The organism is Microbacterium sp. SMR1, assembly GCF_003289625.1.
GTDB classification, from domain to species: Bacteria; Actinomycetota; Actinomycetes; order Actinomycetales; family Microbacteriaceae; genus Microbacterium; species Microbacterium plantarum.
The window spans coordinates 388,930-414,989 of sequence record NZ_QMBN01000002.1 but is presented as its reverse complement, the minus strand read 5'-3'; the positions used below and the strand labels follow the sequence as shown (position 1 = coordinate 414,989).

Genomic DNA, 26,060 nt, shown 5'->3' with positions numbered 1-26,060 from the left:
CTCAGGACCCATGAACCCCGATTCCCCCCAGCTCATCACCTACGTCGACCGCCTCGGCGGCACCGTCACCGGCATCCGCGATCTGCTCGCCACCCGGCTCTCCGGCGCCTTCGGCGGCGTGCACCTGCTGCCCTACTTCACCCCGTTCGACGGCGCGGACGCCGGCTTCGACCCGGTCGACCACGCCTCGATCGATCCGCGACTGGGCACGTGGGACGACGTCCGCGCGCTGAGCGAGACCCACACGGTCATGAGCGACCTCATCGTCAACCACGTCTCCGCCGACTCGGCGGCCTTCGCCGACGTCCGCCGACGCGGCGACGCCTCGCCGTTCGCGCCGATGTTCCTCACGCTGGGCTCCGTCTTCCCGGGCGGCGTCACCGAGGCCGACCTCACCCGCATCTACCGGCCGCGCCCGGGCCTCCCGTTCACCGCCATGGTGCTCGGCGACCGGCTGCGGCTGGTGTGGACCACGTTCACCTCCGAGCAGATCGACATCGACCTCCGCACCGACGCGGCCTGGGAGTACCTGACCGAGGTCATCGACGCGCTCGTCGCGGGCGGCACCTCGATGCTCCGGCTCGACGCCGTCGGCTACACGGGCAAGGAGGCCGGCACCAGCTGCTTCATGACGGCCGCGACCGAGCGCTATACGCAGCGCATCCTCCAGCTCGCCCACGACCGGGGCGCCCAGGTGCTGCTCGAGATCCACGGGCACCACACGCAGCAGATCGCGATCGCGCAGACGGTCGACTACGTCTACGACTTCGCACTGCCGCCCCTCGTGCTGCACGCGCTCCACGCGCGCGACGCGCGCCCGCTCGAGCGCTGGCTCGAGATCCGCCCCGCGAACTCCATCACGGTCCTCGACACCCACGACGGCATCGGCATCATCGACGTCGGCGTGAGCGACCTCGCCCCCGGCGAACCGGGCCTGCTCGAGCCCGAGCAGATCGACGCACTCGTCGAGGCGATCCACGACGCCAGCGGCGGCACGAGCCGGCAGGCCACCGGGGCCGCGGCATCCAACCTCGACCTCTACCAGGTCAACTGCACCTTCTACGACGCTCTCGGCCGCGACGACCGGCGCTACGCGCTCGCGCGGCTGCTGCAGATCATGACCCCGGGCATCCCGCAGGTGTACTACGTCGGGCTGCTCGCCGGCGAGAACGACATGGAGCTGCTGAAGGCCACCGGCGTCGGTCGGGACGTGAACCGGCACCACTACACACCCGACGAGATCGACGCCGCACTGGCGCGACCGGTCGTCGGGCTTCAGCTCGACGCGCTCCGCCTGCGCGCCACCCACCCGGCTTTCACCGGAGCGTTCTCGCACGACCTGCGGGGCACTCACGGTGAGCTGCGGTGGGATGCCGCCGACGCGTCGGTCACGCTCGGCTTCGACCTCGGCGACGCATCGTTCCAGCTGACGGCGACCGACGGCTCGGCGACGAGCACCTGGTCGCACGCGCGTCTCGTCGAAGAGTGAGCCGAGGCGGGTGGGGCGGGCGACCGCCTCACCCGCAGCATCAGTCGGCCGTGCCGGCATCCTTCGCCTCGAGCACCCGGCCGCACGACTCGTCGACTCGCGCGGCGAACGCCGGATCGGACTGCGCCCGGGCGAGCACCGCGTCGTACATCGCGGGGAGCACCGTCGGATCGGCCGACGCCAGCACGATGTCGACCCCGGCCGACAGCGCCTCGACGGCCCGATCGCCGGGGGCGACGATCTCCGCTGCCGCCGCGGCCGAGAGGTCATCGGTGATCACGACGCCGTCGAAACCGACGCGATCGCGCAGCAGGTCGAGCACCGCCGCAGAGAACGCGGCCGGGTGATCCGGATCGATGTGCTGATACCGCGCCGTGCCGACCATGACGAGCGACGGACCGGATGCCGTGAGCTCGCGGTACACGTCGACATCCGGCGAGTCCGCCGAGACCACGCTGTCGAGCACTTCGGCGGTGTAGTCGGTGTTGGCATCCACCCGGCCGAGCCCGGGGAAGTGCTTGAACGTCGGCAGCACGCCCGATGCGCGCATTCCGTCTGCGAATGCGCCGGCGCCCGCGGCGACGACCTGTTCGTCGTAGCCGTACTGCCGCCCGAGCGCGCCGATCGGCGGGTTGTTCAAGCGCGTCTCGGCGCTCGTGACGATGTCGGCCACGGGGGCGAGATTGACGTCGATGCCCGCGGCGGCCAGCTGCCCGCCCCAGGCGGTGGCGGCCGTGCGGAGCGCGTCGGGGCCGAGGTCGGCCTGCCGGATGGCGTAGGGGATCTCGTCGAACCCGGGTCCGCTCAGCACCTGCACCTCGCCGCCCTCCTGGTCGGTCGCGACCCAGAGCTTCGGTGATCCGTCGATGGCGAGGTCGCGGAACTGCGCGACGAGAGCCGCCGTGGCCTCGACGCCCGAGCTCGAGCGGCCGTGGAGGAAGAGGCCGCCCACGCCGCGGTCGCGGATCGCGGCTGCGGCATCCGGCGAGACCGTGTCGACCGGCGTGCCCACCATGAGCACCTGACCGACGCACCCTTCGAGCCCGAGGGCCGCGGCGGGGTCGGGTGAGGCTGTGGGAGTCGGGGGAGCCGTCGCGGTCGGGCTCGGGGCGGACGTCGTCGGGTCGGCCGGTGCGGGCTCGGGGGCGCAGCCGACGGCGAGCGCCAGCACCCCGACCAGGGCGGCGGCGAACGCGGAACGGGCGGCGCGCGAGGAGGAGGGAGTGCGGGTCACCCCTCCATGGTCACCCGGTCAGCAGCAGCGCGCACCCGGGTTGCGGTCCTGGTCGTCCATGCGCTGGCGCCAGAACTGCCGCTCGGTGAGGGGCGGGGTGTCCGGGTGCGTCCGGCGCTGGTGGGCGAGGTACGTCGCGTACGCGTTGTCGCCCATGAGCGAGGTGACGTACCAGTGCACCGCACGCGCGGCGCGGAGGACGGCCCGACCGGCGCGCGCGCACAACTCCTTCGATCCGGGGCGCGGCGGCGCGGAAACAGCGGTTCGCGGCCCGCGAGGCCCCGATTCTGAGGAGTTGTGCGCGAGCGCCATCGGTCAGTGCCCCCGGCGGGCGGTCTCAGCCCGCTCCTCGGCGAGGAGCGGCTCCCACTCCTTCTCGAGCTCGCGCTCGGGGGCGGTGGGGATGAATCCGGCGGGCGCGAAGCGGCGAGACGGGACGGCGGGGTCTTCGGTGTCATCTCCCCCGCCGCGCACGATGGCTCGCACCGCGACGATCACGGCCGAGACGATCACGATGATCGCGAGGACCACGAACACGATCGACAGGGTGCCCTGCACCCCTGTGTTGCGGATGACCGCTTCGACGGTGGCGACCGGGCCGAGGCTTTCGTCTCCCGAGGCGAGGGCGTCGCGGTAGCGGAAGTGATTCGCCCAATAGCCGATCGCCGGCACCGGCGAGAAGATCTTGTACGCCGAGGCCGTGATCGTCACGACCGCGGTGAAGGCCAGCGGCACGGCGATGATCCAGATCCACTTCACGTACGAGCGCCCGCGCTTCGCGACGATCGCGAGCACGACGGCGAGCGCGATCGCCGCGAGCAGCTGGTTGGCGATGCCGAACAGCGGGAAGAAGGTGTTGATGCCGCCGAGCGGGTCGGTGACGCCAAGGATCAGGATGGCGCCCCAGCCGGCGACCATGATGGCCGTGGTGATCCAGACACCCGGACGCCACGAGACGTCGCGGAACTTCGGGATCCAGGCGCCGATCGAGTCCTGCAGCATGAAGCGGGCGACGCGGGTTCCGGCATCCACCGCCGTCAGGATGAACAGCGCCTCGAACATGATCGCGAAGTGGTACCAGAACGACATCATCGCCTGGCCGCCGAGGGCCTGCTGCATGATGTGCGCGAGCCCGAGCGCGAGGGTCGGCGCGCCGCCGGTGCGCGAGACGATCGACTCCTCGCCGACGTCGGCGGCGGTCGAGATCAGCAGGTCGGGCGTGATCTGGACCCCGGTGAGACCGAGCGAGTTGACGAAGGCGACCGCGCCTTCGACGGTGCCGCCGGTCGCGGCCGAAGGAGCGTTCATGGCGAAGTAGATGCCCTGGTCGATCGAGATCGCGGCGACGAGCGCCATGATCGCGACGAAGGACTCCATCAGCATGCCGCCGTAGCCGATGAAGCGCGTCTGGCGCTCCTTCTCGACGAGCTTCGGCGTCGTCCCCGAGGCGATGAGCGCGTGGAATCCCGAGAGCGCGCCACAGGCGATCGTGACGAACAGGAACGGGAAGAGCGGGCCGGCGAACACCGGACCGAGCCCGTTCTCACCGAAGATGGTGACCGCCGGCACCGAGATCTCGGGGCGGACGAGCACGATTGCCCCGGCGAGCATGACGATGACGCCGATCTTCATGAACGTCGAGAGGTAGTCGCGCGGAGCGAGCAACAGCCACACCGGCAGCACCGCGGCGATGAAGCCGTAGATGATGATGCCCCACGCGATGACCGTGCGGTCGAGGTGGAAGATCTCCTGCCCCCAGGCGGTGTCGGCGACCCATCCGCCCGCGATGATCGCGCCCATCAGCAGCACGAACCCGATGATCGACACCTCGGTGACCTTGCCGGGCCGGAGGTAGCGCAGGTAGACGCCCATGAAGAGCGCGATCGGGATCGTCATCGACACCGAGAAGACGCCCCACGGGCTCTCGCCGAGCGCGTTCACCACGACGAGCGCGAGGATCGCGACGATGATCAGCATGATGAGCAGGGATGCCACGATCGCGGCGGTTCCGCCGATGCGCCCGAGCTCCTGCCGGGCCATCTGGCCGATCGTCCGGCCGCCCCGGCGCATCGAGAAGAAGAGCACGGTGTAGTCCTGCACGGCGCCCGCGACGACGACACCGACGATGATCCAGATCGTCCCGGGCAGGAACCCCATCTGAGCTGCGAGCACAGGACCGACGAGCGGACCGGCGCCGGCGATCGCGGCGAAGTGGTGGCCGTAGAGCACACGTCGGTCGGTGGGGACGTAGTCCTTGCCGTCCTGCTTGACCTCCGCGGGTGTGGCCCGACGGTCGTCGGGTCGCAGCAGGTAGCGCTCGATCACCTTGGAGTAGAACCGGTACCCGATGAGGTAGGTGCAGACGGCCGCGAAGACGAACCAGATCGCGTTCACCGTCTCGCCGCGCACGACGGCGAGCATGACCCAGGCGAGTCCACCGAGCAACGCGATCGCGATCCAGATCACGACCTTGAGCGGTGTCCAACGGGCGGCGGCGCGATGCTGGTCGTCGGAGACCGCGACCGGCGGCAGTTTCGGATCGGTGACGATGTCGGACGAGGATCGAGGCATCGGTTCTCCTGGGGGAAGGCGCTTCATTGCGTTTTCTCAGCTTAGGCGGACGCACTGCGGCAATCCCGGTATTCGGTCGTAATGGTCTCGGACGGCCTTACCGTGGAGGTGATCGAGAGGAGATCACCATGACCGACGAGACCCCCACCGTGATCCGCAACGACGAGCAGGACCGCTACGACCTCCACGTCGGCGACGTGGCCGCCGGTTTCGCCGCCTTCCGGCGCGACGACGAGGGGCGCCTGGTGTTCGATCACACCGAGGTCGACAAGGCCTTCGGCGGGCGCGGCCTCGGCAAGGCGCTGGCCGCCGATGCGCTCGCCGACGTCGCGCGCCGTGGCGAGACCGTCGTTCCCGAGTGCCCGTTCATCGTGAAGTTCCTTCGTGAGAACGAGGTTCCCGGCCTGAAGATCGAGTGGCGCGACGAGGATGCCGCCGACGCCGCTGCCCCGGCGGAACCGTCGGCGTGACCCGCTTCGACGCCGAGACGGCGCCCGTCGACGAAGACCCGGGGACGGGTTCTCCCGGTCCGCGACGGGCATTGCTCGAGGCGCGCGAGGTGCCGCTCGGCGGCGTGCGGGCGATGTCGGTGTACCGCTTTCTGCCACAGCGCGATCTGCCGCTCGTCGGCGCCTGGTGCTTTCTCGACCGCTTCGGCCCGCAGCGCACGCGGATGCGCGTCGAGCCGCATCCGCACATCGGACTGCAGACCGTCACCTGGCCGCTCGCCGGCGAGGTGCACCACCGTGACACGCTCGGCAGCGATGTCGTCATCGAGCGCGGCGCACTGAACATCATGACCAGCGGTGCCGGCATCGCCCACTCCGAGTATTCAGTCGGCGATGAGCCGATCCCGCTCGATGCCCTGCAGCTGTGGGTCGCACTCCCCGAGGAGCGCCGCCACGGCGCCCCCGACTTCGAGCGTCACGTCAACCTGCCCGAGCTCGACCTCGGTGGCGGGGCGACGGCGACCGTCGTCGTCGGCGAACTCGCCGGCGCCGTCTCGCCGGCGACGATGCACACCCCGATCGTCGGCGCCGAGCTGCGGCTACCCGCCGGGGCGGTCATCGACCTGCCCCTCGAGACCGCGTGGGAGTACGCCGTCGTGCCGGTCTTCGGGTCGGTGCGGGTCGACGGGGCGGAGGATGCCGTCGCGCCCGGCGCTCTGCTGTACCTCGGTGACGGTCGCCGCGGCATCCGTCTGAGGGCCGGCGACGAGGAGGCGACGGTGTTCCTCCTGGGCGGCGAGCCGTTCGGCGACGAGATCGTCATGTGGTGGAACTTCGTCGGCCGCAGCCACGACGAGATCGAGGTCGCGCGCGAGGAGTGGGAAGCGTCATCCGATCGGTTCGGCCACGTCGTCGGTCACGGCGACGAGCGCATCCCCGCCCCGCCACTCCCGCACGTGCGGCTGACGCCCCGCCGCCGGCGCCTCTGACGGCTCGGCGGGTGGACATGTCGACGGAGAGACGCACTGTGCCTGCTCAGTAAGGCCCCGGCTGCCCTCGGAGGACCTCTCCGCCTCGATGCGAGGATGAGGGATATGACCCACCTGCCGAGTACCGATGTCGATTCCACAGCGCCCGCTAACCGCTATGCGTCCGCCCCGGCCTGGCGGGCCGTAGACGATTACTTCACCGACGCGCTCGTACGCGAGGACGACGCACTGGCATCCGCGCGCGAATCCGGCGAACGCACGACGATACCGAACGCCGAGGTCGCCGCCAACCAGGGCGCGCTCCTCGGGCTCATCACCCAGCTCTCCGGCGCTCGACGAGTCCTCGAATTCGGCACCCTCGCTGGCTACTCGACGATCTGGTTCGCCCGTGCTGTCGGCCCGGAAGGGAAGGTCGTCACCTTCGAGCTCGAGCCAGCCAACGCAGCGGTTGCACGAGAGAACTTCGAACGAGCGGGCCTCGCCGACCGGATCGAGCTCGTCGAGGGCTCGGCCGCGGATTCCGCCGGACGACTCATCAGTGAGCGCACCGAACCATTCGACCTGGTGTTCATCGATGCGGACAAGCCCAGCAACCCTCTGTACTTGCAGGCAGCTCTCGAACTCACGGGTCCCGGCGCGGTCATCATCATCGACAACGTCGTGCGCGACGGTGCCGTCGCTGACGCGGGCTCGGACGATCCCCGCGTGATCGGTGTGCGAGACGTCGTCGACGCCATCGCCGCACGAGACGATCTGACAGCCACGGCGCTGCAAACCGTCGGCGTGAAAGGCTGGGACGGGCTGATCATCGCCCGTCGCACCTGATCCCTCTCCCGCAACTGCGGACCTGGGCGACTAGCGGACGGCGGCGAGCTGGCGGTCGGGTTCGTCGTCCTCATCATCATCGTCAAGGACCTCCTGCTCCTCGTCCGTCGTCAGCCCGGAGCGCCGGGGCCGGTCGAGGCCGCGCGAGATCTCGTTTGTGAGCACACGGGTCAGGGTGTCAGCGAGCGGTCGCGACCGACCTCCGGTGGCAACGAAGGCGCTTCCAGCTCGCTGAGCGAAGCCCACGGCCTCGATCGGCAGCCACAACGGGAGAGACCGGGGGCCGGCCCAATAGTGCACGTCGAGAGCGAGGAGCTCTTCGTCGTCAACCGTGATGAGTTCGCCGTCGAATCCGGCGACCGACCGCGCGGCACGAAAGAAGTCATGCAACGTGTGCGCCTCACCGACGGCGTTGACGACGCCGGTGATCCCGGCGGCACCCGCGCTGACGATCCAGTCCGCGAGGTCTTCGACGTCGATGAACTGGACGAATCGCTGGCTCATCGTTGGAGCGAGCACGTTGCCGCCGCGGTGCAGCCGAGCCGGCCAGTAGCCGAGGCGGTCGCTCGGATCACCCGGACCCGCGATCAAACCGGGCCGGGCGATGAGCAGACGATCACCGAGCGCTGCCGCGGAGGCCCGTTCGGCCGCCACTTTCGCGTCGGGATACTCGGCGAGGTTCTGCGGTTCGACCAGCTGCGCCGTTTCGTCGGCGCCCGGCGTGCTGTTGTCCGCGTACACCGACACGGTCGAGACGAGAGTCCAGTGCGCCGCTCGGGCGGCGAGCGCCTTCAGTGCGGACTCGACGAGCTGCGGCTCGGAGGCGAGCTCGACAACGTCATCCCATTCACCCCCGAGACCCTCGTAAACCCCGGCGAGCGATCGGTCGGCACGCACGAGCCGCACACCATCGGGCGCCGATCCCGACTCGCCGCGCGCGAGGCAGACCACCTCGGCTCCGCTGTCGCGCGCCCGTCGCGCGATCTCGCGCCCCAGCCATCCGGTTCCGCCCAGCACGAGAGTCCGTCTCATGCCCGCCAGTCAACAGGCACCGGCCGGCGCGAAGGGGTCACCTTCGCTGTGGGCGCAAACTGCGCCCCGGTGCCCGCGGGCGAAGCGCGGTTGTTGAATGGTCGGATGAGCGCTCTCTCCGACTACATCGCAGCCTGGAAGACCAACGACACCGAGCGGATCGTCGAGACCGTCACGGAGGATGTCGTGATCACCGAGAGCTTCGGGCCGGTGTATAACGGCCGGGAGCGCGTGCGGGAGTGGTGCGAGAAGTGGAACGAGGAGGGGTCGCGCGTTCTCGACTGGACGATCACGAACGAAGCCCAGACCGGAGATCTGCTCGTGGCGGAGTGGCGGTTCGAGTACCACCAGGACGGTGAGGACCGGACGCTCCTGGGGGCGACGATCGCGACCCAGCGCGACGGCAAGATCGCGCAGCTTCGCGAGTACGCCGTCACCGCCGATCTCTACACCTGGGAAGGCGAGTGGAGATAGTCGCCAGCCTCACAGCCGGGCGCGCGGCACGACGTCATCCGCGAGGCTGATGCGTGGTCATCCAACCGAGCGACGACGCAGACGTCGGGGGTTCGTAGCGTCGATGTCATGACGAAGCCCCGCCTTCCCCGCGACCTCCCACCCGGCGCCGCCGCACTCGGCATGGCCGCCATCCTGCTGACGCTGTCCGGTTGCGCCGCCGTCGACAACGTCGCCTACGGGCGCGCCGAGAGCACTTACGCGACAGCGAAGGAGTTCGCGCAGGCACGCGGCGAGGCTCCTGCGTGGCTGCCCGCCGACGCACGCGAACTCACGCGCGTCGTCTCGACCCGAGCTGAAGCCGAGTCGATCGTGTTCTCGAGCGAGACCGGCCTTGCGGCGGACTGCGCCGAGGTCGAGCGCCTCTCGGCCCCCACCATGGAGATCACGTCCGGGCCCGATGTCTACGCGATCGACCGCGTCGCGGTCTGCGGCGAGTGGGCGGTGGCGGGGAGTAACGGCACCTACTACGCCTGGACTCCGGCCAAGGAGGCCGAGTAGCCCTGATCGACGGGACGGATGCCGGATGCATCACGACCCGCTCAGACGACACCACCCGCTGGATCGAGCACTTCTACCTGCCCGCTTCACCCTGGACAGCGAGGACGACGTCGACGTATGGCTGACCTGCGACCCTCGGCCTGATCAGAGTGCCGGCCCGGCGGGCACGGCGTACTTGAACCCGACGTGCGAGTCGACGAAGCCGAGCCTGCGGTAGAAGCGGTGCGCGTCGACGCGCGCGGCATCCGATGTCAGCTGCACGAGGGCGGCGCCGAGCTCGACCGCCGCGGCATCCATCACCCACCGCATGAGCGCCGTGCCGATGCCGGATGAGCGTTCGGCGCTCGCGACGCGCACGGCCTCGACGAGGAGACGGGTGCTCCCCCGCCGCGCCATCCCGGGGATCAGGGTCAGTTGCATGGTCGCCGTGACTCGACCGGCCTCGTCGACGGCGACCAGCAGCTCGTTCGCGGGGTTGGCGACGATCCGCTCCAGAGCATCTGCGTACGCACCGCGGTCCTCGTCGCGGGCGGCGTCACCACGCCCCGCGCTGATCGGGTCATCCGACAGCAACCGCACGATCGCATCGAGATCATCGGGCGTCGCGCGACGGATGACGACATCTGCCGAGCGGGAGCGGACGGATGCCGGGAGGTTCAGGCCTTCGATCACGGTTCTATTCTCCGGCCGTCTCCGGCACGCGCTCAGCGCCGCGTGAGGTTGCCGTCGGCCCACTCGCCGAGCTGGCTGAGGATCGGCACCAAACGCGACCCGGCATCCGTCAGTGCGTAGGTGACCACGACCGGCGGTCCCGCCTCGACCCGCCGAACGACCAGCCCGACGTCGGAGAGCTCGGTGAGCCGGTCGGACAGAACCGCATCGCTGATGCCGGCGACGGCCCGACGCAGACCGACGAACGAGAGCTCGCCCTGTCCGAGCACATCGACGATCATGCCGTTCCATCGCTTGCCGAGCACCGAGAACGCGTGCGACACCGCGGCGTCGCACTGTCGCGCGTCGTGGGGCTCGGTCATGCCTCCATCGTACGTGTGCTAGCGTTCCCGGAGCCGCTTTGTTTTTCATAGTTCCTCTGATCGGAGAAGCGCATGACCCTCTTCCGTCTGGATGCCAGCATCCTGCCCGCCACCTCGGCCAGCCGTGAGCTGGGCGACCTCGTCGAGGCCGAGTGGCTCGCCGCCCACCCTTCGAGTGATGTCGTGCGCCGCGACATCGCCGCCGACCCGATCCCGGCGACCGCGTGGCGGGATGCCGTGACCGCCGGGTTCACGCCCGCCGAGCAGCAGACCGCTGGTCAGCGCGACGCAGTCGCCCTGCGCGAGCAGCTGGCCGACGAGCTGATCGGCGCCGACGCCCTGCTCTTCACCGTGCCGCTCTACAACTACGGCGTATCGCAGCACGTGAAGACGTGGTTCGACCTGGCGTACACCGACCCGCGGATCGACCCCCAGGGAACGGCGTTGCGCGGCAAGCCCGCAACGCTCGTCACGGTGCTGGGCGGCAACTACGAGCCCGGCAGCCCCAAAGAGGGCTGGGACCACTCCACCGGGTGGCTTCGGCGCGTCTTCGAGGACGTCTGGGGGCTCGACCTCACGGTCGTCCACCGCCCCTTCACGCTCGTCGGCGTGAACCCCGCACTCGATGCCTTCACCGAGGCTGCAGCCGAGCTGCGCGCGACCGCCGAGCGGGATGCCGTCACGGCCGGCCGCACGCTCGCGGCATCCCGCACCGCCTGAAACATGACGACGGGGCGCCCGGACCGAAGTCCGCGCGCCCCGCGCGTCCGCGCCGCAGCGCGTCAGCCGGTCATCACCACAGCACGAGGAAGCCGCTGAGTCCCAGCGATCCCTCGACCGTGTCACTGCCGTTGTAGGTGGCGACGACCACCTTCAGCCCGCGCGACTGCCGGGGCAGTTCGACACGCGCCGTACCGTCGACGACATCCGCGCTGTACCGGGTCGAGTTCACCCAGATGTCGACGGTGCCCGTCGCGGGGGCGCCGCCGGTCGGCGTCACCTTCACCGAGACCACGTAGGGCTGCGAGGCCGTTCCGACGTAACGGTTGAGCGAAACGCTCGTCGCCGAGGCGAACTTGACGAACACCTCATTCGAGACCGCGGTTCCGACCTGGGGGTTGCCCTCCGCCGTCGCGGTGACCCGCACCGATAGGGCGGTGCCCACATCGGCGCGCGTCACTTTGTACGACGCCGAGGTAGCACCCTCGATGGGCTCACCACCGCGAAGCCACTGGTACGCGACGCTGACCTCGGCGGGATCCCACTCACCGGCGGTCGCCTTCAGCGTGCCGCCGACCTTCGCCGAACCCGACACCTCGGGAGCGACGACCGCGACCGGCGCACCCTGGCCCGACTCGACCTCGACGATCGTCCGGATCGACGACTCGCCGTAGCGAACGACGCCGAGGTACGACGTCTCGGGCTCGAGGCCCGCCCACGACAGGGTGTAGGTCGCCTTCTCGCCCTGCACCGTCGGCAGCGGGTCAGGGGACGCGGTGAACTCGCCGCCCGATGCCCCTGCTGCGACGACCGCGGTGGTGAGGTCGTAGGTGAACGGCTCGCTGAACGAGTACCGGTTGACCTTGACCAGGTAGGTGCCCGCGGTGGGCGCGGTGAGCGAGACGGCCTCGTTGGCGGATGCCGTCGCCGACGACCACTGCTCGTAGTAGCGCAGGTCGTCGGGGCTGACCACGCGGTACACGGTCATGTCGAGGTCGGTCGTCTCGATCGCCTCGGTCTCGACGGCGAAGCGTGCGTACTCCGTGCCCTCCGGGACGTCGACGATCTCGTACGTGTTGAAGCCGGCCTCACCCTCGTCGTAGAACGAGTCCTGGTCACCGGAGTGTCCGGGCACCTCGGGGAAGTCCGGGTTCACGCGCAGCTCCTGCGGCACGAGGCCCGAAAGACCGAGGTCGATCTCACCCGTCAGCGACGGCGCCACCGTGACGTCGACCGAGCCGGTGGTACCGGTGCCCGACACGGACGCCGGGGCATCGACCGGCACCGGGAACACCGCGATCGGCGAGCGCACGTCGTTCGCCCCGCCCGTCCAGGTGAGGAAGCCGGTGGCCCACTCGCCCATCGGAGCGTCGACGCGCGACAGGGTGATCTCGACCGTCGCCGACTCACCCGCCCCGAGCGTCACGGACGACGGCGAGACCTGCACGTCGACACCGGGAACGGATGCCTGCGCCTCGTACGTCCCGGCCTCGGTCGCCGTGATCGTACGGGTCACCGTCTGCGGCGCGCCGAGCGCACCGACGCCGATGGACGGCAGGTTGAGGTCGCTCGGGTCGATGGGGTCGACGCCGAAGTCGCGCAGCCCCAGACCCTGCAGGTACGCGGCCCAGTCGGCCGGACCGTTCAGGTAGAGGAGGCCCGGCTCGAAGTACTTCGTCGGGTCGGTCTGACCGGCACCCTGCGTGAACGGGTCGGTGACGGCGTCGCCGGCGGCATCCACGGTGTTGTACGCGGTCGTCATCATCGCCGACTTCACCTCGGCGGGCGTCGCCTGCGGGTGCTCGCCGAGGTACAGCGCGGCGAGCCCGGCGACGTGGGGCGACGACATCGAGGTGCCCGAGAGGATGCCGAAGGTCGGGTCCTCGTCGATGCCGTTCTCGGTGGCCGCGAGGATCGCGACACCGGGAGCGGTGATGTCGGGCTTGATGACGTCGCTGCCATCGGCGAGCATCGGTCCGCGGCTCGAGAAGCCCGCGACCTGCGGGACCGGGGTCTCGGTGCCCGTGACGTTCTCGCCGATGAGGGTGACGACGCGGTCGGTGCCGCCCTGGACGTACTCGAGCACCGCCGGGCGCGCGGTGTCGGAGACGTGCACCGTGGGAACCGAGTGGAAGTCGTTGTCGAGCGAGGCGGGCGTGACGTTGGTCAGGATCATGCCGATGCCGCCGGCCTCGTCGACCGCCTGCGACTTCTCGACACGAGCGTTCGATCCGCGGTCGCAGACGACGATCTTGCCGGTGACCTTGGCCGGATCGAGCGAGCCGAGCAGGCAGAGCTCGGGCGTCGTGGCGCCGGCCAGGCCGGCGTCGCCGGCGTAGACCGACGGGCCCGAGATCGTGTCGCCGAATCCGACCGACACCGACGCGCCGGGGAACTGCGCGGCGGACGTGTCGCCCTCCTCGCCGAGCCGGACGGTGCCTTCCCAAGTCGGGATCGTGGATGCCGCGACCGTGGCGTACCACGGCGACGCGTGGTCGGCCGTAACCGGGTCGGGGCCGGAGTTGCCGGCGCTCGTCGCGACGAAGACACCGGCCGCAGCCGCGTTGAAGAACGAGATGTCTTCCGGCGCGAGCACGGTCGTGGCCGAGCCGCCGCCGATCGAGTAGTTGATGACGTCGACGCCGTCGGCGACGGCCTGGTCGATCGCGGCCAGCAGGTCGCTCAGCGCGCAGATGTCGTCGGTCGTGACGAGCGGGTCGGGCCCGACGTAGCAGGCCTTGTACGACGCGACCTTGGCAGCCGGTGCGACGCCGGAGATCGAGCCGAAGTCGACTCCCTCGACGGACGCCTCGACGCCGTTGTTGCCCGCCGCCGTGCTCGCGGTGTGCGAGCCGTGGCCGTCGCCGTCGCGGGGCGACAGGTGGTCGTCGGCGAACGAGAACCCGTTCGCCGCGGCGCCGTCGCTGAAGTAGTGGGCTGCGATGAGCTTGGTGTTCAGGAGCGACGGGTCCCAGGCATCCTTCGTGCCGGCGCCCTGATCGACGACCGTGCTGCGGAACTCGCCGCCGTCGGCCTTCGTGAACACGACCTCGTCGCCGTCGCGGTAGGGCTGGTCGCCCGCCGAGGCGCCGAGCGCGTCGCCGGCGAACGCGGGGTTCTCGGGCGCGATGCCGGTGTCGACGACGCCGACGACGACGCCTTCGCCCGCCGCATCGATGCCGCCGACCTTCTCCCAGACACCGCCGGCGCCCTCGAGCCCGAGGAACTCGGTCGAGGGCACGGCGTCGACGTGACGGATCTCGTCGGGGAAGACGCCGAGCACGCCCTTCTTGGCGGCGAGCTTGCCTGCCTGGTCGGCGCTCAGCTGGGCCGCGAACCCGTTGAGGGTGGTCTGGTAGGTCGCGTCGGGAGTTGCGCCGACCTCGCTCGCGACCTCTTCTTGACGCTGCTCGAGGAAGCCGGAGTAGTCGGTGACGGCGCGGGACTGAGCGTCGAGACGCTCGCCCTCGTCGGGCTTGGTCGGCGCGAGGCCGGCCTCGCCGCCCTCGTAGGTCGCGACGGGAGCCTCGTCGAGGAGGACGATGTAGCGCCCGCTCTCGCTCTCGATCGGAACCGGGATGTTCACCCCCTCTCCCGTTGCAGCAAAGGATGCCGTTGCGGCAGAGCTCGTGAACAGTGCAGCCAGGGATACAGCCGCGACTGTTCGCAGGGTGGTGCGAACCATGTGCGCTCCAGTGGGGGGATGGATGAGCAGTCCGCGCGGCGTCGTCGGCGCGCGGTGAAGTCAACCTAGCTCACAGTTCCGACACAAGGAACCCTCGGCTTTCATTCAGGTCACGGGAGCATCGCCCCCACCGCCGCATTTCTCACGGCCCGGGAGGGAGCCGCCGTGCGCGCGTCCCATAGGCTGGGCGGGTGGCCCCGGCATCCCGCCTTTCGACGCGCGTTCTGCTCGTCTGCGCTGCCATCGGGGTCGCAACGGGCCTGCTGGGCGGCATCGAGGGCTGGCTCGCCGTCCCCGTCATCACGGGGCTGCCGATCGTCTACGGCTTCCTCCTCGGCATCCATGTGCTGCCCGGAATCGTCGCGCAGGAGACTCTGCGCCTCCGCTGGGTCGCGCTCATCACGCACCTGATCGCGGCGCTCGCGTCTTCGGCCGTCGCGCCGCCGTACACGTTCCAGTTCCTGGGGACCGCCGTGCTTTTCGGGGGCCTGCAGGAGGGCGTCGCCGCTCTCGTCCGCTATCGCTCGTGGGCGCCCTGGCGGTTCTTCGTCTCGGGTCTCGTGATCGGCGTCGTCGTCGCCCTCGCGGTGTTCTTCGCCGCTCACCTCAGCGCCCTCCCGCTGTGGGCTCAGGCCACCTACCTGACCCTGGCCGTACTCGGGCCCGTCGCCTGGACGGCCATCGGCCTGTGGATCGGCGTCGGCCTGCGCCGCGCCGGCGTCGCCCGTCGCTGAGCACCCTCGCCGGCCTTTCCGGGCCAAGTTAGGGTCGGCTAAGCTAAGCGCATCCGATCCGATCCGAGGACGCCCGTGACATCCGCCGCATCCGGTGCCGCCACGGCGGGAACGCCGGTCGCCGCGACCGCATCCGCGCCGTTGCTCGCCGTGCGCGATCTCGCGGTGACCTACGAGGGATCGGAAGCCGCAGCTACCCGCGGCGCCTCGTTCTCCGTCACTCCCGGTGAGGTCGTGCTGCTCCTCGGGCCGAGCGGTTCGGGCAAGTCGACGGTCGCACTGACGCTCAACGGGCTGATCCCGCAGTCGATCCCGGCGACGACCGAGGGCACGGTGCTCGTGTCGGGCGAGGATGCCGCGACCACCCCGATCCCCCGGCTCACCACGCGCGTCGGCATGGTCTTCCAAGACCCCGACGCGCAGCTGGTCACCGGCACCCTGCTCGACGAGGTGGCCTTCGGCCCCGAGAACCTGCGGCTGCCCGTCGACGATGTCCTCGCGCGGAGCGAGCGGGCGCTGCGCCGGATGGGGCTCTGGGAGCGGCGGCACGAGAACCCCGACCGCCTCTCGGGCGGCGGACGCCAGCGCCTCGCGATCGCGTGCGCGCTCGCGATGGAGTCGCCCCTGCTCGTGCTCGACGAGCCCACCGCGAACCTCGACCCCGAGGGCATCGAAGACGTCTACGCCGCCCTGGGCGAGATCGCTGCCGCGGGCGACCGGGCGATCCTGCTCGTCGAGCACAATCTCGACGCGGCGATCGGCTTCACCGACCGTGTCGTCGTGCTCGACCATGGCGGTCGCACCATCGCCGACGGTCCGATCGACGCGGTGCTGCGCGAACGGGCGGCCGAGCTGCACGCGATCGGCGTATGGCTGCCGGTGTCGACCATCGCGGCGCTGCGCCTGCGCGAAGCGGGCTATCCGCTCGACCCGCTCCCCCTGTCGCCGGACGAGCTGCGCGCGGGGCTCGAGGCCGCGGCATCCGGTGCCGAGAATCGGAGAATCGCGGCATCGTCGGGGGAGACCTCCGATTCGGTCCGAGTTTCGCGCGATTCTCCGGCGCAGGCGCAGGCGCAGGCGCCGGCGGTCTCGGTGCGCGAGCTGACGCTGCGTCGAGGTCGGACGACAGTGCTCCACGACGTGGACCTCGAGGTCGCGACCGGCGAGTTCGTCGCGATCGTCGGCGCGAACGGCGCGGGCAAGACGAGCCTCATCCAGGCGATCGCCGGCGTCGTCCGCGGTGCGCGCGGGCGCATCGACGTGGGCGGGCTCGACCCGAGTCGGGCGGACCCTCGTGCGGTCGCCGAGCGCGTCGGGTTCGTCTTCCAGAACCCCGAGCACCAGTTCGTCGCACCCACGGTCTTCGACGAGCTCGCCCATGGCCTGCGCCGCCAGCGGACGCCCGAGGACGAGGTGCGTGAGCGCGTCGACGGGATGCTGCGCCGCTTCGGCCTCGAGGCGCACGCCGACCGGCATCCGTTCGTGCTCTCCGGCGGTCAGAAGCGCCGACTGTCGGTCGGCACGGCCCTCATCGCCGGCGCACCCGTGCTCGCCCTCGACGAGCCGACGTTCGGCCAGGACCGCGCCCGCGCCGACGAGCTGCTGCACGTGCTGCGCGACCTCAACCGCGACGGCACGACGATCCTCGTCGTCACCCACGACATGCAGCTGGTGAGCGAGTACGCCCAGCGCTGCGTCGTCGTCGGAGATGGCCGCATCGTCGCCGACGGAGCGACCGCCGACATCCTCGGCGACGACGAGCTGCTGCGCTCCGCCGCCCTGCGGATGCCGCCGCTGCGCCGCGCCCTGCACGGGCTCGACGGGTACCCCGAGCTGTCGGGCATCGCCCGCCTCCGCGATCTGCCGGGGAGCGATCGATGAGCGCGACGGCGAGCATCGCGCTCGATCCCTACGCGGCCGCGCCGCCCTCCCGTCGGCTGCTGTTCCGGCTCAACCCGCTGGCGAAGCTCGCGGCCCCCGTCCCCGCGATGGTCGCTCTCATCTTCACGCGCGATCTCGTCACGCCGCTCGCTCTGCTCGCACTCGCGTACGGCGTGCTCATCGTCGGAGCGCGTTGGACGCTGCGTACCGTTCTCCTGCTCGCGGTCGCCGTGCCCATCGGCATCCTGATGGTGGGAGCCGGGATGTCGCTGTGGGTCGATGCGGCGCGGGTGGCCGACACCCCGGTGCTGCTTCAGCTCGGCGCCTGGAGTCTGCACGCGGGGGCGCTGGAGACCGGGATGGCGACCGGGTTGCGGCTCGGAGCGATCGCCGCGCTGGCCTTCATGGCAGGGCTCACCACAACCGGACCGGACCTCGTGCGGGCGACCGTGCAGCAGCTGCGCGTCCCCTACCGCGTCGGCTACACGGCGCTCGCGGCGTTCCGGTTCGTGCCGCGCTTCGGCTACGAGCTCGACCTCATCCGACAGGCCCACCGCGTACGCGGCGCCCATGGCGGGCGAGGCCCGTTCGCGGCGGTCGCCCGATGGGGCGGTTACGTCGTTCCGCTGCTGGCCGGCGCCATCCGCCATGCCGAGCGGGTCGCGCTCGCGATGGACGCGCGCGCCTTCGGGGCCCATCGCGACCGCACCGAGCGGCACCTGGTGCCGTTCCGGCGGCGCGATGTCGCCTTCGTCGCGCTCTTCTGGCTCGCCTCCGCCGCGATCCTCATCCCCCTCTTCCCCTGGACCCCCTGATGCCGACCGCACCCCGTCGAGCCTGGAAAGGATGCTGCGCATGACCCGCAACATCGTGAAGCCCATGACGCCCGGTCTGGTGCGTCTGGAGGTGCTGCGCGCAGAGCGCCTCGCCCCGCACTGGATGCGGGTCACCTTGGGACGCGGCGACATCGACCGGTTCGTACCGCTGGGCTACGACCAGTGGTTCCGCCTTTTCCTGCCGCTCGGCGGCGATGAGGCCCTCGACCGCATCCCGGCCAAGGCCAACAAGCTGTTCGGCTTCCTGAAGTACCTCCGCATCCCCGAGGGCGAACGGCCGGTCATGCGCAACTACTCGGTGCGGGCGTATCGGTCGTCGGGGCCGTCGGGCGGTGCCGAGATCGACGTCGACTTCGTCCTGCACGGCTCGGGGCCAACCGCCGGACCCGCCTCCCGCTGGGCGTCGCAGGCCCACGAGGGAGAGAGCGTCGTCATCATCGACGAGGGGCTGCGATTCAACCCCGAGCGAGGCATCGATCATGTGCTCCTCGTCGCCGACGAGACGGGGGCACCGGCCGTCGCCTCCATCTGCACTTCGTTGCCGGCAACGGCATCCGGAACCGCGTTCATCGAGGCCCCGTCGAGCGACGACGTGCTCGAGATCGATGCACCTCCGGGGGTCGAGGTCCGGTGGCTCGTCCGGGCGCCCGACGCGAAGCCGGGGTCAGCCGCCCTCGCAGCGCTGAGCGGATTGGCACCGGGCGCATTGCCCGCGCAGCCCCTCCACGCGTTCGTCGTCGGCGAGCAGTCGCTGCCGACCACCGCCCGGCGTATGCTCGTCGCCGACCACGGCATCCCGAAGGAACAGATCAGCTTCGTCGGGTACTGGCGCGAGGGCGCGAGCTCGCCGACCCCGAAGCCCCAGGCGGCATCCGAGCACGCGCCGGATGATGAACGCCGAGCCACGACGGAGCGGGGGACGCGAGCATGACCGCGGCACCGCGATCGCGCGCCGCGCGTGTCTCGACGGCATACCTGTTGACGTGCGCCGCGATCGGCGTCGCGGCGACCGCGTTGCTCGCGCCTGCGTGGGTCGCGTCGACGACCCTGTTCCTCACGGTGCCGTTCGCAACGGTGGCGATCGCCGGGCTGTGGGTTCTGCCCGCCGTCATCGCCCTCAGGCTGCTGCAACGCCCGGGAGCGGGGCTGCTCGTGGGGCTGATCTCAGGACTCGTGCTTGCGCCGTTCTTCACGATCGGATCGGTCGCGACGATGCTCTACTGGTCGTTCTTCCCCGAACTGCCGTTCCTCGCGACGCTCTACCGGCGCTGGAACACATGGCTGCACTATGCAGGCGCCGCGATCATCGGCGCGACGTATCCCGTGTTCGCAGCGCAGTCGTTCGATCTGTGGAGCATGACCGCGCCCGTGCTGATCGGGTTCGTCGCCCTTTGCATCGCCAGCTGCGTCGGAGCGACGTGGCTCGGCATCCTGATCGGCGACCGCCTGCGCGCCGCCGGCGTCGCGACCCTCGCCCGGCGCCGCACGCCCGCCTGACCCCTCTCCCCCTTCCCTCCCCCGTCGATTCGCCGAAAAATGCGGATGCGCCCGGTGCGCGATCCGCAGAACCTGGCGAGTCGACGGGCCGGGCGCAGGGCGCCGGGCGCCGGGCGGGGTCAGTCGGCGTAGGTCGGGGCGGGCGGCATCCCGAAGAAGTCTTCGAGAGTGCGGTAGCCGCCCTCGGCGTAGAGCGCGGCGAGGTCAGGGCCGATGTACCGCAGGTGCCAGGGCTCGTACTCGTACCCGGTCGTCTCGGTGAAGCCGTCGGGGTAGCGGATGATGAACCCGAAGCGATGCGCGTTGGCGGCGACCCAGTCCGACTGCGCCGTGCCGCCGAACTGTTCGATCGCCCCGCACCCACCGTCGCATGCGACCACATCGACGGCGAGACCGGTCTGATGCTCGCTGTGCCCGGGGCGGGCGCTCGTGAGGTCGGCGTTGCCCTGGCCGAGCTGCCCGACGTAGTTGCGGTACGTCGACACTTGGAAGTCGTACGACCGGAACCCGCTGTTCACTCCGATTGTGCCCGCGCCCTCAGCCTGCGCGGCGGCCGCGAGCTGCGAGAGGGCGGACGCGACGTCAGCGCGCATGTGTCCGCCACTCGTCCGCTCGACGCCCTCGGCGCGCGCTTGCGGCTCGGGCCAGTAGTCGATCGGATCGAGCGCGTTCAGCTTGTTCACGACGACCCACGTGCGGCCGGCCGTGTGCAGATCGATGCACGGGGCCGCACCGCCCGCGATCGCGGCCCGGAAAGGCTCGGCTCCCCCGGCCGCGGCGATGACGTCGGCGTCAGAGCCCGACGCGAGCGCCTGCTGGAATCCGGGATCACCGCAGATGTCGCCCGCGGCCGCGGCATCCGTCGTCGCGTCGTCGGCCGGCTGGGCGGCGGCAGCATCGCCGGACTGCGCGGGCGCAGGAATGGACGATGCGTTGGGCGCGCCCGCCGCGGCGTCACCGACGAGCGCGGCGACGGGGTCGACGGGAGCCTCATCCGGTCCGCTGAGTGCCGACGTGAAGCCGGCGGTACCGGCGACGACGAGGCCGACGAGTGCGAGTGCAGCCGTGGCCGCAACGGCGCGGCGGCGGACGTAGACGGATGCCGGCAGACGCACGGATGCCGTCAGGGCGGCGGCATCCGGTGATCGGCCCTCCGCCGACGAAGCCGAAGCGACCTCCTCACCCCCACCGCTTGCCGCGGAACCGGAAGCGCCGGCCCGCTCACGCAGCTCGCGCCGCGAGGGGAGGGGGCGCGCCTCCGCCGATCGCTCGCGTCGCGAGCGACGCGTCTCGGGCTCGGTCGGGTGCACCACGACCCCATTCTGCCCTGCGGGTCCGGTTGAGTTTCCGTTCGCAGCGCGGTTCACCCGCGACCCGGGCTGGTCCCCTCGCCGAACACGGCATCGGGTCCGGCGGGCGATGCTCCCGGGCTCACGCTGCCCGCGCGCCCTTCCGCAGCCGCCGGAGCGAGCAGCTCTCGCGCGATCACCTTCACGGAGGGGAACGCGTCGAGCTCGTCGATCTCGATGCTCGAGAACCAGCCCGCGTCATGGACCTCTCCGGCCGCGGGCGTCGGGGCGCCGCGCTCCGAAGTGTGCAGCACGAAGGCCATGTCCATATGGATGTGCGCGGGTTCGCCGGGACGCTCGGGGATGAGCTGATAGCTCATGCTGATCGGGAGGTCGAGCTGAGCTTCGGTGCGACCGTCCGCGGCGAGGTCGACGCCCGCGTGCGGGCGCAGCACGGCTGCCACGCCGGTCTCCTCGAACACCTCTCTCACGACCGCCGCCTGGGGCGTCTCGTCCTCGTCGACATGACCGCCCGGCGGAAGCCACTTCGCGAGCTTCTTGTGATGGATGAGGAGGATTCGGTCCTCTGCGCGATTGAGAACGTAGCCGCTGACGGTGAACTGTTTGGCGTACGACGCGGTTCGATCGATGATCGTCATCGTGCGGCACCCTTCGCACCGGCACCGACAGCGCGGCGGATTTCATCCATTCGGACGAGCCGGCGACGCACCCTCGTCATCGCGGATCTCACCCTCTCCCCAGCTGACGTCAATGTCACAGCGCACTCCCCCATCCGCTCGCAGCGTCCTCGATCCCCGGTGAAACGATCTGCCTGTCACCTCACCGGCACCGGAGCATACGAGGGTTCGCGCTTACATGTTTGACAAGACTTCGAATTCCTGTTCGAATCTTCTCATGCGATGGCAGGGGCAGCAGATGGGCGTGGCGGATGCCGCTGCGCTGCCCGGCCTCGAGACACTCAACGGCCTCGTGCGCTCGGTGACGACGCCCGAGTTCGCAGGAGTTACCTTCCACGAGGTCATGTCGCGCTCGGCTCTCAACCGGGTCCCGGGCCCATCGGCGATGCCCTTCGACTGGACGGTCAATCCCTACCGGGGATGCACGCACGCCTGCGTCTACTGCTTCGCCCGCGGCACGCACGAGTACCTCGACATGGACGCGGGAGCCGACTTCGACTCGCAGATCGTCGTCAAGCTGAACGTCGCCGACGTACTGCGCCGCGAGCTCTCGAAACCGACCTGGGCGCGCGAGCAGGTCGCTCTCGGTACGAACACCGACCCCTACCAGCGTGCGGAGGGCCGCTATCGGCTGATGCCCGGCATCATCACGGCGCTGGTCGACAGCGGCACGCCGTTCTCGGTGCTGACGAAAGGCACCCTGCTGCGCCGCGACCTGCCGCTGCTTGCCGAGGCGGCACGTTCGGTGCCCGTCGACCTCGCGATGTCGATCGCGGTACTCGACGAGCCGCTGCGGCAGCTGCTCGAACCCGGCGCGCCGACATTCGCCGCTCGCCTCGACACGGTGCGAGCGGCAAGCGCCGCGGGGTTCCGGGTGACGGTGTTCCTGATGCCGATCGTGCCGCACCTCACCGATTCGACCGAGGTGCTCGACGATGCCCTGAGCCGGATCGCGGATGCCGGCGCCGCCCGCGTCGTCTACGGCGCGATGCACCTGCGACCGGGCGTCAAACCCTGGTTCCAGCAGTGGCTCGCGCGTGAACGCCCCGACCTCGTGCCGGTGTACCGCGGCCTGTACCCCGGGGCCTCGGTGCAGGCACCGCAGGGCTACCGGCGCATGCTCGCGACGCGCGTTCGACCTCTGCTCGCGCGGCATCGCCTTCGGGGAGGGCTCGAAGAGGAAGAGGTCCAGCCCGCCACGCGACGATTCCGCCCCGGACCGGTGGTCACGACTTCGCGCGGCCGCGCCGCTGCAGCGGCATCCGTTCCCACCCTCTTCTGACACACGCAGCACGGTGGCCCGAGTTTCGCGGCCCGGGGCGCTGCGGACGACCGGAGCCGGGAGTGCGAGCCGGGACACTCGCCCGCGCTGCCGGGGTGTGGTCCCGAGATCAGGCTCAACCCGCGGCCGGCTCCCATCGCTCAGCCTCTCACGGCCCTCAGCCTGCGCACGGCACGCGAAGCGCGAGCGCCCTGCCAACGGAAGCGCCCCGCCGAACGCCACGACCGTCGGGTCGCAGCGCTCGACGGGGCGTCGGCGGGCGTCGGCTCAGGCGTCGACGTTCGCGAGCTGTCGGCCCGAGACCTCCTCGAGGATGTCGTCGCCGGGGCGGACATCGTCGAAGGGGGCGTCGATCTCGGCACGCTCGAGCATCTCGGTCATGCGACGGCGACGCTGACGCGTGATGAGAGTGACGACCGCGCCCGAGCGACCGGCGCGGCCAGTGCGCCCGGCGCGGTGCAGGTAGGTCTTGTACTCGTCGGGAGCGTCGGCCTGGATGACCAGGTCGATGTCGTCGACGTGGATGCCACGGGCTGCGACATCCGTCGCGACCAGCACCCGCACCTTGCCGTCGGTCAGACGCTGCAGGTTACGCGTGCGCTTGCCCTGGTTGAGGTCGCCGTGGAGCGCGACCGCCGCGATCCCGGCATCCTCGAACTGCTCGGCGAGCATCTCGGTGTAGGCGCGGGTGCGGGCGAAGACGAGCGTCTTGCCGTCGCGGTCGACGAGGGAGTTGAGGATCTCGGCCTTGTCACGGTGGTCGAGGACGAGCACACGGTGATCGATCGTCGAGGTGTCCTGGCTCTCGCCCGCGACCTCGTAGACGGCCGGCTCGACGAGGAACTCGTCGACCAGAGCGGCGACCTCGCGGTCGAGCGTCGCCGAGAACAACAGCTTCTGCGCGCCGTCCTGCACGAGGCGGAGAATGCGCTGCATGGGCTCGAGGAACCCGAGCTCGCTCATGTGGTCGGCCTCGTCGAGCACGACGATCCCCACCTCGGAGAGGTCGAGCTTTCCCTGGTTTTGCAGGTCTTCGATGCGGCCGGGGGTGCCGATGATGATGTCGACGCCCTTCTTGAGCGCACCGACCTGACGCGCCTGCGGCACTCCGCCGTAGATCTGCGTCGTGAAGAGCCCGACGCTGCGCGCGATCGCCTGGACGGTGCGGTCGATCTGCAGCGCGAGCTCGCGCGTCGGAGCGAGGATCAGCGCCTTGGGTGAACGCCCGAACTCGCGACGCTTGCCGGCCTGGCTGCGCAGGATCGATTCGACGAGCGGAGCGCCGAACGCGATGGTCTTGCCCGAGCCGGTGCGGCCGCGGGCGAGGACGTCCTTGCCCTCGAGGATCGGCGGAATGGTGGCCGCCTGGATCGGGAACGGGGATGCCGCACCCAGGGCGTCGAGCTGACGGACGATGTTGTCACCGAGGCCGAGGTCGGCGAACGACGACTGGGCGACGGATGCGGCATCCACGGCCTCCGCCTGCAGGCGCTCGTGGACGGTGTCGACGTGGTCCTGGTGGGCCTTCGACTTCGTCTCGGCGTTCCAGTCCGAACGGTTCGGACGGTCGCCGAAGTCACGGCGCGGGCGGTCATCGAACGAACGCGCCGAGCGGTCATCGCGACGCGGACGGTCCGAGAAGTCGCGACGCGGACGGTCATCGCGGTTCGGGCGATCGCCGAAATCACGACGAGGGCGGTCATCGAACGAACGCGCCGGACGGTCATCACGACGCGGACGGTCGTCACGGTTCGGGCGGTCGCCGAAGTCACGACGGGGACGGTCATCGAACGAACGCGCGGGGCGATCATCACGACGCGGACGGTCATCGAACGAACGCGCGGGGCGATCGTCGCGGCGGGGACGGTCACCGAAGTCACGACGGGGACGGTCGTCACGATTCGGGCGGTCGCCGAAGTCACGACGGGGACGGTCATCGAACGAGCGCGTCGGGCGGTCGCTGAAGTCACGGCGGGGACGGTCGTCACGGAACGAGGGACGCGCGTCGCCGAACGTCCGGCGGTCGTCGCGAGGCTGCGCTTCGTAAGGGCGCCGGCCACCGGCATCCGATCGGCGGTCGTTCCCGTAGCCGCGCTGCTCGCGAGGCGCACGGTCGTCACGACCACCCCGGTCGTCACGGAACGAGCGCTCGCCACGTCCACCGCGGTCGTCGCGGGCCTGCGAGCGGATGCCGCGCGCTTCGTCACGACCCGCACGGTCCTGCGAGGACCAGCGGTTCTTGCGACCGGTGTCTTCGCTCTCGGCACGGTAGCCGCGGTGACCGGGGCTCTTGCTGCCGGGGGTTCCGGCCGAGGACTGGCCGGGGCGACGCTTCGCGTCCTGGTACGACGTCTTCTTGCCGTAGCGGGGCTCGAAGTTCTGCGCGCGGCCGCCGGCCGGCTTCTTGTTCTTGGGCATGGGTGTGTCCTTCTGGGTTCTCTGCACGAGAACAGCGCCCGCGCGCACGCGGGCAAACCCGGACATCCGTCGGCCGGGGGCCATTCACATGATGGTCATGCGCGCCGATCGGCGCTCACCATCGGCCCCATGGACTCACAAAACCTGTCGCGATCACGCGCTGCCCAGAGCCGACCCGCCCACGATATGGCATCCGCCTGAGAAATCGCCCGCCGCGGCGCGGGGCCCGGGTGCAAGGGCCGGGCTCGAGGGCCGGGGCGGGGGCAACGCGTGCTGCGATGCAAGGGTTCGGGCGCAACACCCCGGCGCCTCGCTCCCGGCCACGGCGCGCCGCGGGCAATCCCTTGCATCGCGGCAAGCCGGCAGCCCGGCGCGAGCCCGCC

At 70.5% G+C, this 26,060-nt stretch carries 23 protein-coding genes; 13 read left to right on the top strand and 10 right to left on the bottom strand.

What is annotated here, in order from left to right:
- The first annotated feature begins 10 nt into the window (after positions 1–10).
- The gene (gene gtfA / locus DO944_RS06615; protein ID WP_112615873.1) at positions 11–1,489 is read left to right on the top strand and encodes a sucrose phosphorylase; all 1,479 of its coding nucleotides are present in this window, start codon (positions 11–13) and stop codon (positions 1,487–1,489) included.
- A 40-nt stretch (positions 1,490–1,529) separates the two neighbouring features.
- On the opposite strand, the gene DO944_RS06610 is transcribed toward gtfA, so the two are convergent.
- The 3 genes from DO944_RS06610 to DO944_RS06600 all read right to left on the bottom strand — a co-directional run bounded on the left by DO944_RS06610 (position 1,530) and on the right by DO944_RS06600 (position 5,294).
- A complete protein-coding gene (locus DO944_RS06610; RefSeq protein WP_181574170.1) occupies positions 1,530–2,723 on the bottom strand; it encodes a glycoside hydrolase family 3 protein in 1,194 nt (397 codons plus the stop codon).
- Positions 2,724–2,741: 18 nt separating this feature from the next.
- The gene (locus tag DO944_RS06605; RefSeq protein ID WP_258524598.1) at positions 2,742–2,948 is read right to left on the bottom strand and encodes a YbdD/YjiX family protein; all 207 of its coding nucleotides are present in this window, start codon (positions 2,946–2,948) and stop codon (positions 2,742–2,744) included.
- Between the two features lie 90 nt (positions 2,949–3,038).
- Positions 3,039–5,294: a carbon starvation CstA family protein gene (locus DO944_RS06600; RefSeq protein ID WP_112615869.1), complete on the bottom strand. Its 2,256-nt coding sequence runs from the start codon at positions 5,292–5,294 to the stop codon at positions 3,039–3,041.
- Positions 5,295–5,422: 128 nt separating this feature from the next.
- Between DO944_RS06600 and DO944_RS06595 the strand changes: the two genes are divergently transcribed.
- From DO944_RS06595 to DO944_RS06585, 3 genes are all read left to right on the top strand, one after another.
- Complete coding sequence (locus DO944_RS06595; RefSeq protein WP_112615867.1) at positions 5,423–5,764, top strand: GNAT family N-acetyltransferase; 342 nt, start codon at positions 5,423–5,425, stop codon at positions 5,762–5,764.
- Complete coding sequence (locus DO944_RS06590; protein ID WP_258524597.1) at positions 5,761–6,732, top strand: pirin family protein; 972 nt, start codon at positions 5,761–5,763, stop codon at positions 6,730–6,732. Before DO944_RS06595 ends, DO944_RS06590 begins: the two co-directional genes overlap by 4 nt.
- A gap of 105 nt (positions 6,733–6,837) precedes the next feature.
- Positions 6,838–7,557 carry an O-methyltransferase gene (locus DO944_RS06585; RefSeq protein WP_112615865.1) on the top strand — a complete coding sequence of 240 codons (720 nt, stop codon included), beginning with the start codon at positions 6,838–6,840 and terminating at the stop codon, positions 7,555–7,557.
- Positions 7,558–7,587: 30 nt separating this feature from the next.
- Here DO944_RS06585 and DO944_RS06580 read toward each other — a convergent pair whose 3' ends face one another.
- Positions 7,588–8,589, bottom strand: a complete 1,002-nt coding sequence (locus tag DO944_RS06580) for an NAD-dependent epimerase/dehydratase family protein (RefSeq protein WP_112615863.1) — start codon at positions 8,587–8,589, stop codon at positions 7,588–7,590.
- A 105-nt stretch (positions 8,590–8,694) separates the two neighbouring features.
- On the opposite strand from DO944_RS06580, the gene DO944_RS06575 reads away from it, so the two are divergent.
- Positions 8,695–9,063, top strand: coding sequence for a nuclear transport factor 2 family protein (locus tag DO944_RS06575; protein ID WP_112615861.1), 369 nt, complete (start codon positions 8,695–8,697; stop codon positions 9,061–9,063).
- Positions 9,064–9,171: 108 nt separating this feature from the next.
- Positions 9,172–9,603 carry a hypothetical protein gene (locus DO944_RS15540; protein WP_146752014.1) on the top strand — a complete coding sequence of 144 codons (432 nt, stop codon included), beginning with the start codon at positions 9,172–9,174 and terminating at the stop codon, positions 9,601–9,603.
- A 144-nt stretch (positions 9,604–9,747) separates the two neighbouring features.
- Here DO944_RS15540 and DO944_RS06565 read toward each other — a convergent pair whose 3' ends face one another.
- Both DO944_RS06565 and DO944_RS06560 read right to left on the bottom strand, forming a co-directional pair.
- On the bottom strand, positions 9,748–10,275 hold the full coding sequence (locus tag DO944_RS06565) for a GNAT family N-acetyltransferase (RefSeq protein WP_112615857.1): 528 nt from the start codon (positions 10,273–10,275) through the stop codon (positions 9,748–9,750).
- A gap of 32 nt (positions 10,276–10,307) precedes the next feature.
- Positions 10,308–10,637, bottom strand: coding sequence for a helix-turn-helix domain-containing protein (locus DO944_RS06560; protein WP_112615855.1), 330 nt, complete (start codon positions 10,635–10,637; stop codon positions 10,308–10,310).
- 72 nt (positions 10,638–10,709) lie between these two features.
- Between DO944_RS06560 and DO944_RS06555 the strand changes: the two genes are divergently transcribed.
- Complete coding sequence (locus DO944_RS06555; protein ID WP_112615853.1) at positions 10,710–11,357, top strand: FMN-dependent NADH-azoreductase; 648 nt, start codon at positions 10,710–10,712, stop codon at positions 11,355–11,357.
- A 73-nt stretch (positions 11,358–11,430) separates the two neighbouring features.
- Here the strand turns inward: DO944_RS06555 and DO944_RS06550 are convergent, their stop codons facing one another.
- Entirely contained in the window at positions 11,431–15,042 is a 3,612-nt protein-coding gene (locus tag DO944_RS06550) for a S8 family serine peptidase (protein ID WP_112615851.1), read from the bottom strand.
- Between the two features lie 191 nt (positions 15,043–15,233).
- Between DO944_RS06550 and DO944_RS06545 the strand changes: the two genes are divergently transcribed.
- The 5 genes from DO944_RS06545 to DO944_RS06525 all read left to right on the top strand — a co-directional run bounded on the left by DO944_RS06545 (position 15,234) and on the right by DO944_RS06525 (position 19,990).
- Positions 15,234–15,776 (top strand): ECF transporter S component, encoded by a 543-nt coding sequence (locus DO944_RS06545; RefSeq protein ID WP_112615849.1) that lies wholly within the window; start codon positions 15,234–15,236, stop codon positions 15,774–15,776.
- Between the two features lie 75 nt (positions 15,777–15,851).
- Entirely contained in the window at positions 15,852–17,657 is a 1,806-nt protein-coding gene (locus tag DO944_RS06540; RefSeq protein WP_112615847.1) for an ABC transporter ATP-binding protein, read from the top strand.
- A complete protein-coding gene (locus DO944_RS06535) occupies positions 17,654–18,472 on the top strand; it encodes an energy-coupling factor transporter transmembrane component T (protein WP_112615845.1) in 819 nt (272 codons plus the stop codon). The genes DO944_RS06540 and DO944_RS06535 overlap by 4 nt, the downstream gene beginning before the upstream one ends.
- 40 nt (positions 18,473–18,512) lie before the next feature.
- Positions 18,513–19,424, top strand: coding sequence for a siderophore-interacting protein (locus tag DO944_RS06530; protein ID WP_258524596.1), 912 nt, complete (start codon positions 18,513–18,515; stop codon positions 19,422–19,424).
- Positions 19,421–19,990: an ECF transporter S component gene (locus DO944_RS06525; RefSeq protein ID WP_112615841.1), complete on the top strand. Its 570-nt coding sequence runs from the start codon at positions 19,421–19,423 to the stop codon at positions 19,988–19,990. Before DO944_RS06530 ends, DO944_RS06525 begins: the two co-directional genes overlap by 4 nt.
- 119 nt (positions 19,991–20,109) lie before the next feature.
- Here DO944_RS06525 and DO944_RS06520 read toward each other — a convergent pair whose 3' ends face one another.
- Positions 20,110–21,303: a M15 family metallopeptidase gene (locus tag DO944_RS06520; RefSeq protein WP_258524595.1), complete on the bottom strand. Its 1,194-nt coding sequence runs from the start codon at positions 21,301–21,303 to the stop codon at positions 20,110–20,112.
- Positions 21,304–21,353: 50 nt separating this feature from the next.
- Positions 21,354–21,938, bottom strand: a complete 585-nt coding sequence (locus DO944_RS06515) for an NUDIX hydrolase (RefSeq protein WP_112615839.1) — start codon at positions 21,936–21,938, stop codon at positions 21,354–21,356.
- Positions 21,939–22,194: 256 nt separating this feature from the next.
- Between DO944_RS06515 and DO944_RS06510 the strand changes: the two genes are divergently transcribed.
- Positions 22,195–23,259, top strand: coding sequence for an Rv2578c family radical SAM protein (locus tag DO944_RS06510; RefSeq protein ID WP_112615837.1), 1,065 nt, complete (start codon positions 22,195–22,197; stop codon positions 23,257–23,259).
- Positions 23,260–23,526: 267 nt separating this feature from the next.
- Here the strand turns inward: DO944_RS06510 and DO944_RS06505 are convergent, their stop codons facing one another.
- Positions 23,527–25,677: a DEAD/DEAH box helicase gene (locus DO944_RS06505; RefSeq protein ID WP_112615835.1), complete on the bottom strand. Its 2,151-nt coding sequence runs from the start codon at positions 25,675–25,677 to the stop codon at positions 23,527–23,529.
- Positions 25,678–26,060 lie beyond the last annotated feature (383 nt).

What these genes read in the sequence shown, in the direction of transcription:
- DO944_RS06530 (WP_258524596.1), top strand. Translation starts at nt 18,513, where the DNA reads ATGACCCGCAACATCGTGAAGCCCATGACGCCCGGTCTGGTGCGTCTG.
- DO944_RS06505 (WP_112615835.1), bottom strand. Translation starts at nt 25,677, where the DNA reads ATGCCCAAGAACAAGAAGCCGGCCGGCGGCCGCGCGCAGAACTTCGAG.
- DO944_RS06600 (WP_112615869.1), bottom strand. Translation starts at nt 5,294, where the DNA reads ATGCCTCGATCCTCGTCCGACATCGTCACCGATCCGAAACTGCCGCCG.
- DO944_RS06575 (WP_112615861.1), top strand. Translation starts at nt 8,695, where the DNA reads ATGAGCGCTCTCTCCGACTACATCGCAGCCTGGAAGACCAACGACACC.
- DO944_RS06515 (WP_112615839.1), bottom strand. Translation starts at nt 21,938, where the DNA reads ATGACGATCATCGATCGAACCGCGTCGTACGCCAAACAGTTCACCGTC.
- DO944_RS06580 (WP_112615863.1), bottom strand. Translation starts at nt 8,589, where the DNA reads ATGAGACGGACTCTCGTGCTGGGCGGAACCGGATGGCTGGGGCGCGAG.
- gtfA (WP_112615873.1), top strand. Translation starts at nt 11, where the DNA reads ATGAACCCCGATTCCCCCCAGCTCATCACCTACGTCGACCGCCTCGGC.
- DO944_RS06595 (WP_112615867.1), top strand. Translation starts at nt 5,423, where the DNA reads ATGACCGACGAGACCCCCACCGTGATCCGCAACGACGAGCAGGACCGC.
- DO944_RS06550 (WP_112615851.1), bottom strand. Translation starts at nt 15,042, where the DNA reads ATGGTTCGCACCACCCTGCGAACAGTCGCGGCTGTATCCCTGGCTGCA.
- DO944_RS06585 (WP_112615865.1), top strand. Translation starts at nt 6,838, where the DNA reads ATGACCCACCTGCCGAGTACCGATGTCGATTCCACAGCGCCCGCTAAC.
- DO944_RS06525 (WP_112615841.1), top strand. Translation starts at nt 19,421, where the DNA reads ATGACCGCGGCACCGCGATCGCGCGCCGCGCGTGTCTCGACGGCATAC.
- DO944_RS06560 (WP_112615855.1), bottom strand. Translation starts at nt 10,637, where the DNA reads ATGACCGAGCCCCACGACGCGCGACAGTGCGACGCCGCGGTGTCGCAC.
- DO944_RS06535 (WP_112615845.1), top strand. Translation starts at nt 17,654, where the DNA reads ATGAGCGCGACGGCGAGCATCGCGCTCGATCCCTACGCGGCCGCGCCG.
- DO944_RS06510 (WP_112615837.1), top strand. Translation starts at nt 22,195, where the DNA reads ATGCGATGGCAGGGGCAGCAGATGGGCGTGGCGGATGCCGCTGCGCTG.
- DO944_RS15540 (WP_146752014.1), top strand. Translation starts at nt 9,172, where the DNA reads ATGACGAAGCCCCGCCTTCCCCGCGACCTCCCACCCGGCGCCGCCGCA.
- DO944_RS06555 (WP_112615853.1), top strand. Translation starts at nt 10,710, where the DNA reads ATGACCCTCTTCCGTCTGGATGCCAGCATCCTGCCCGCCACCTCGGCC.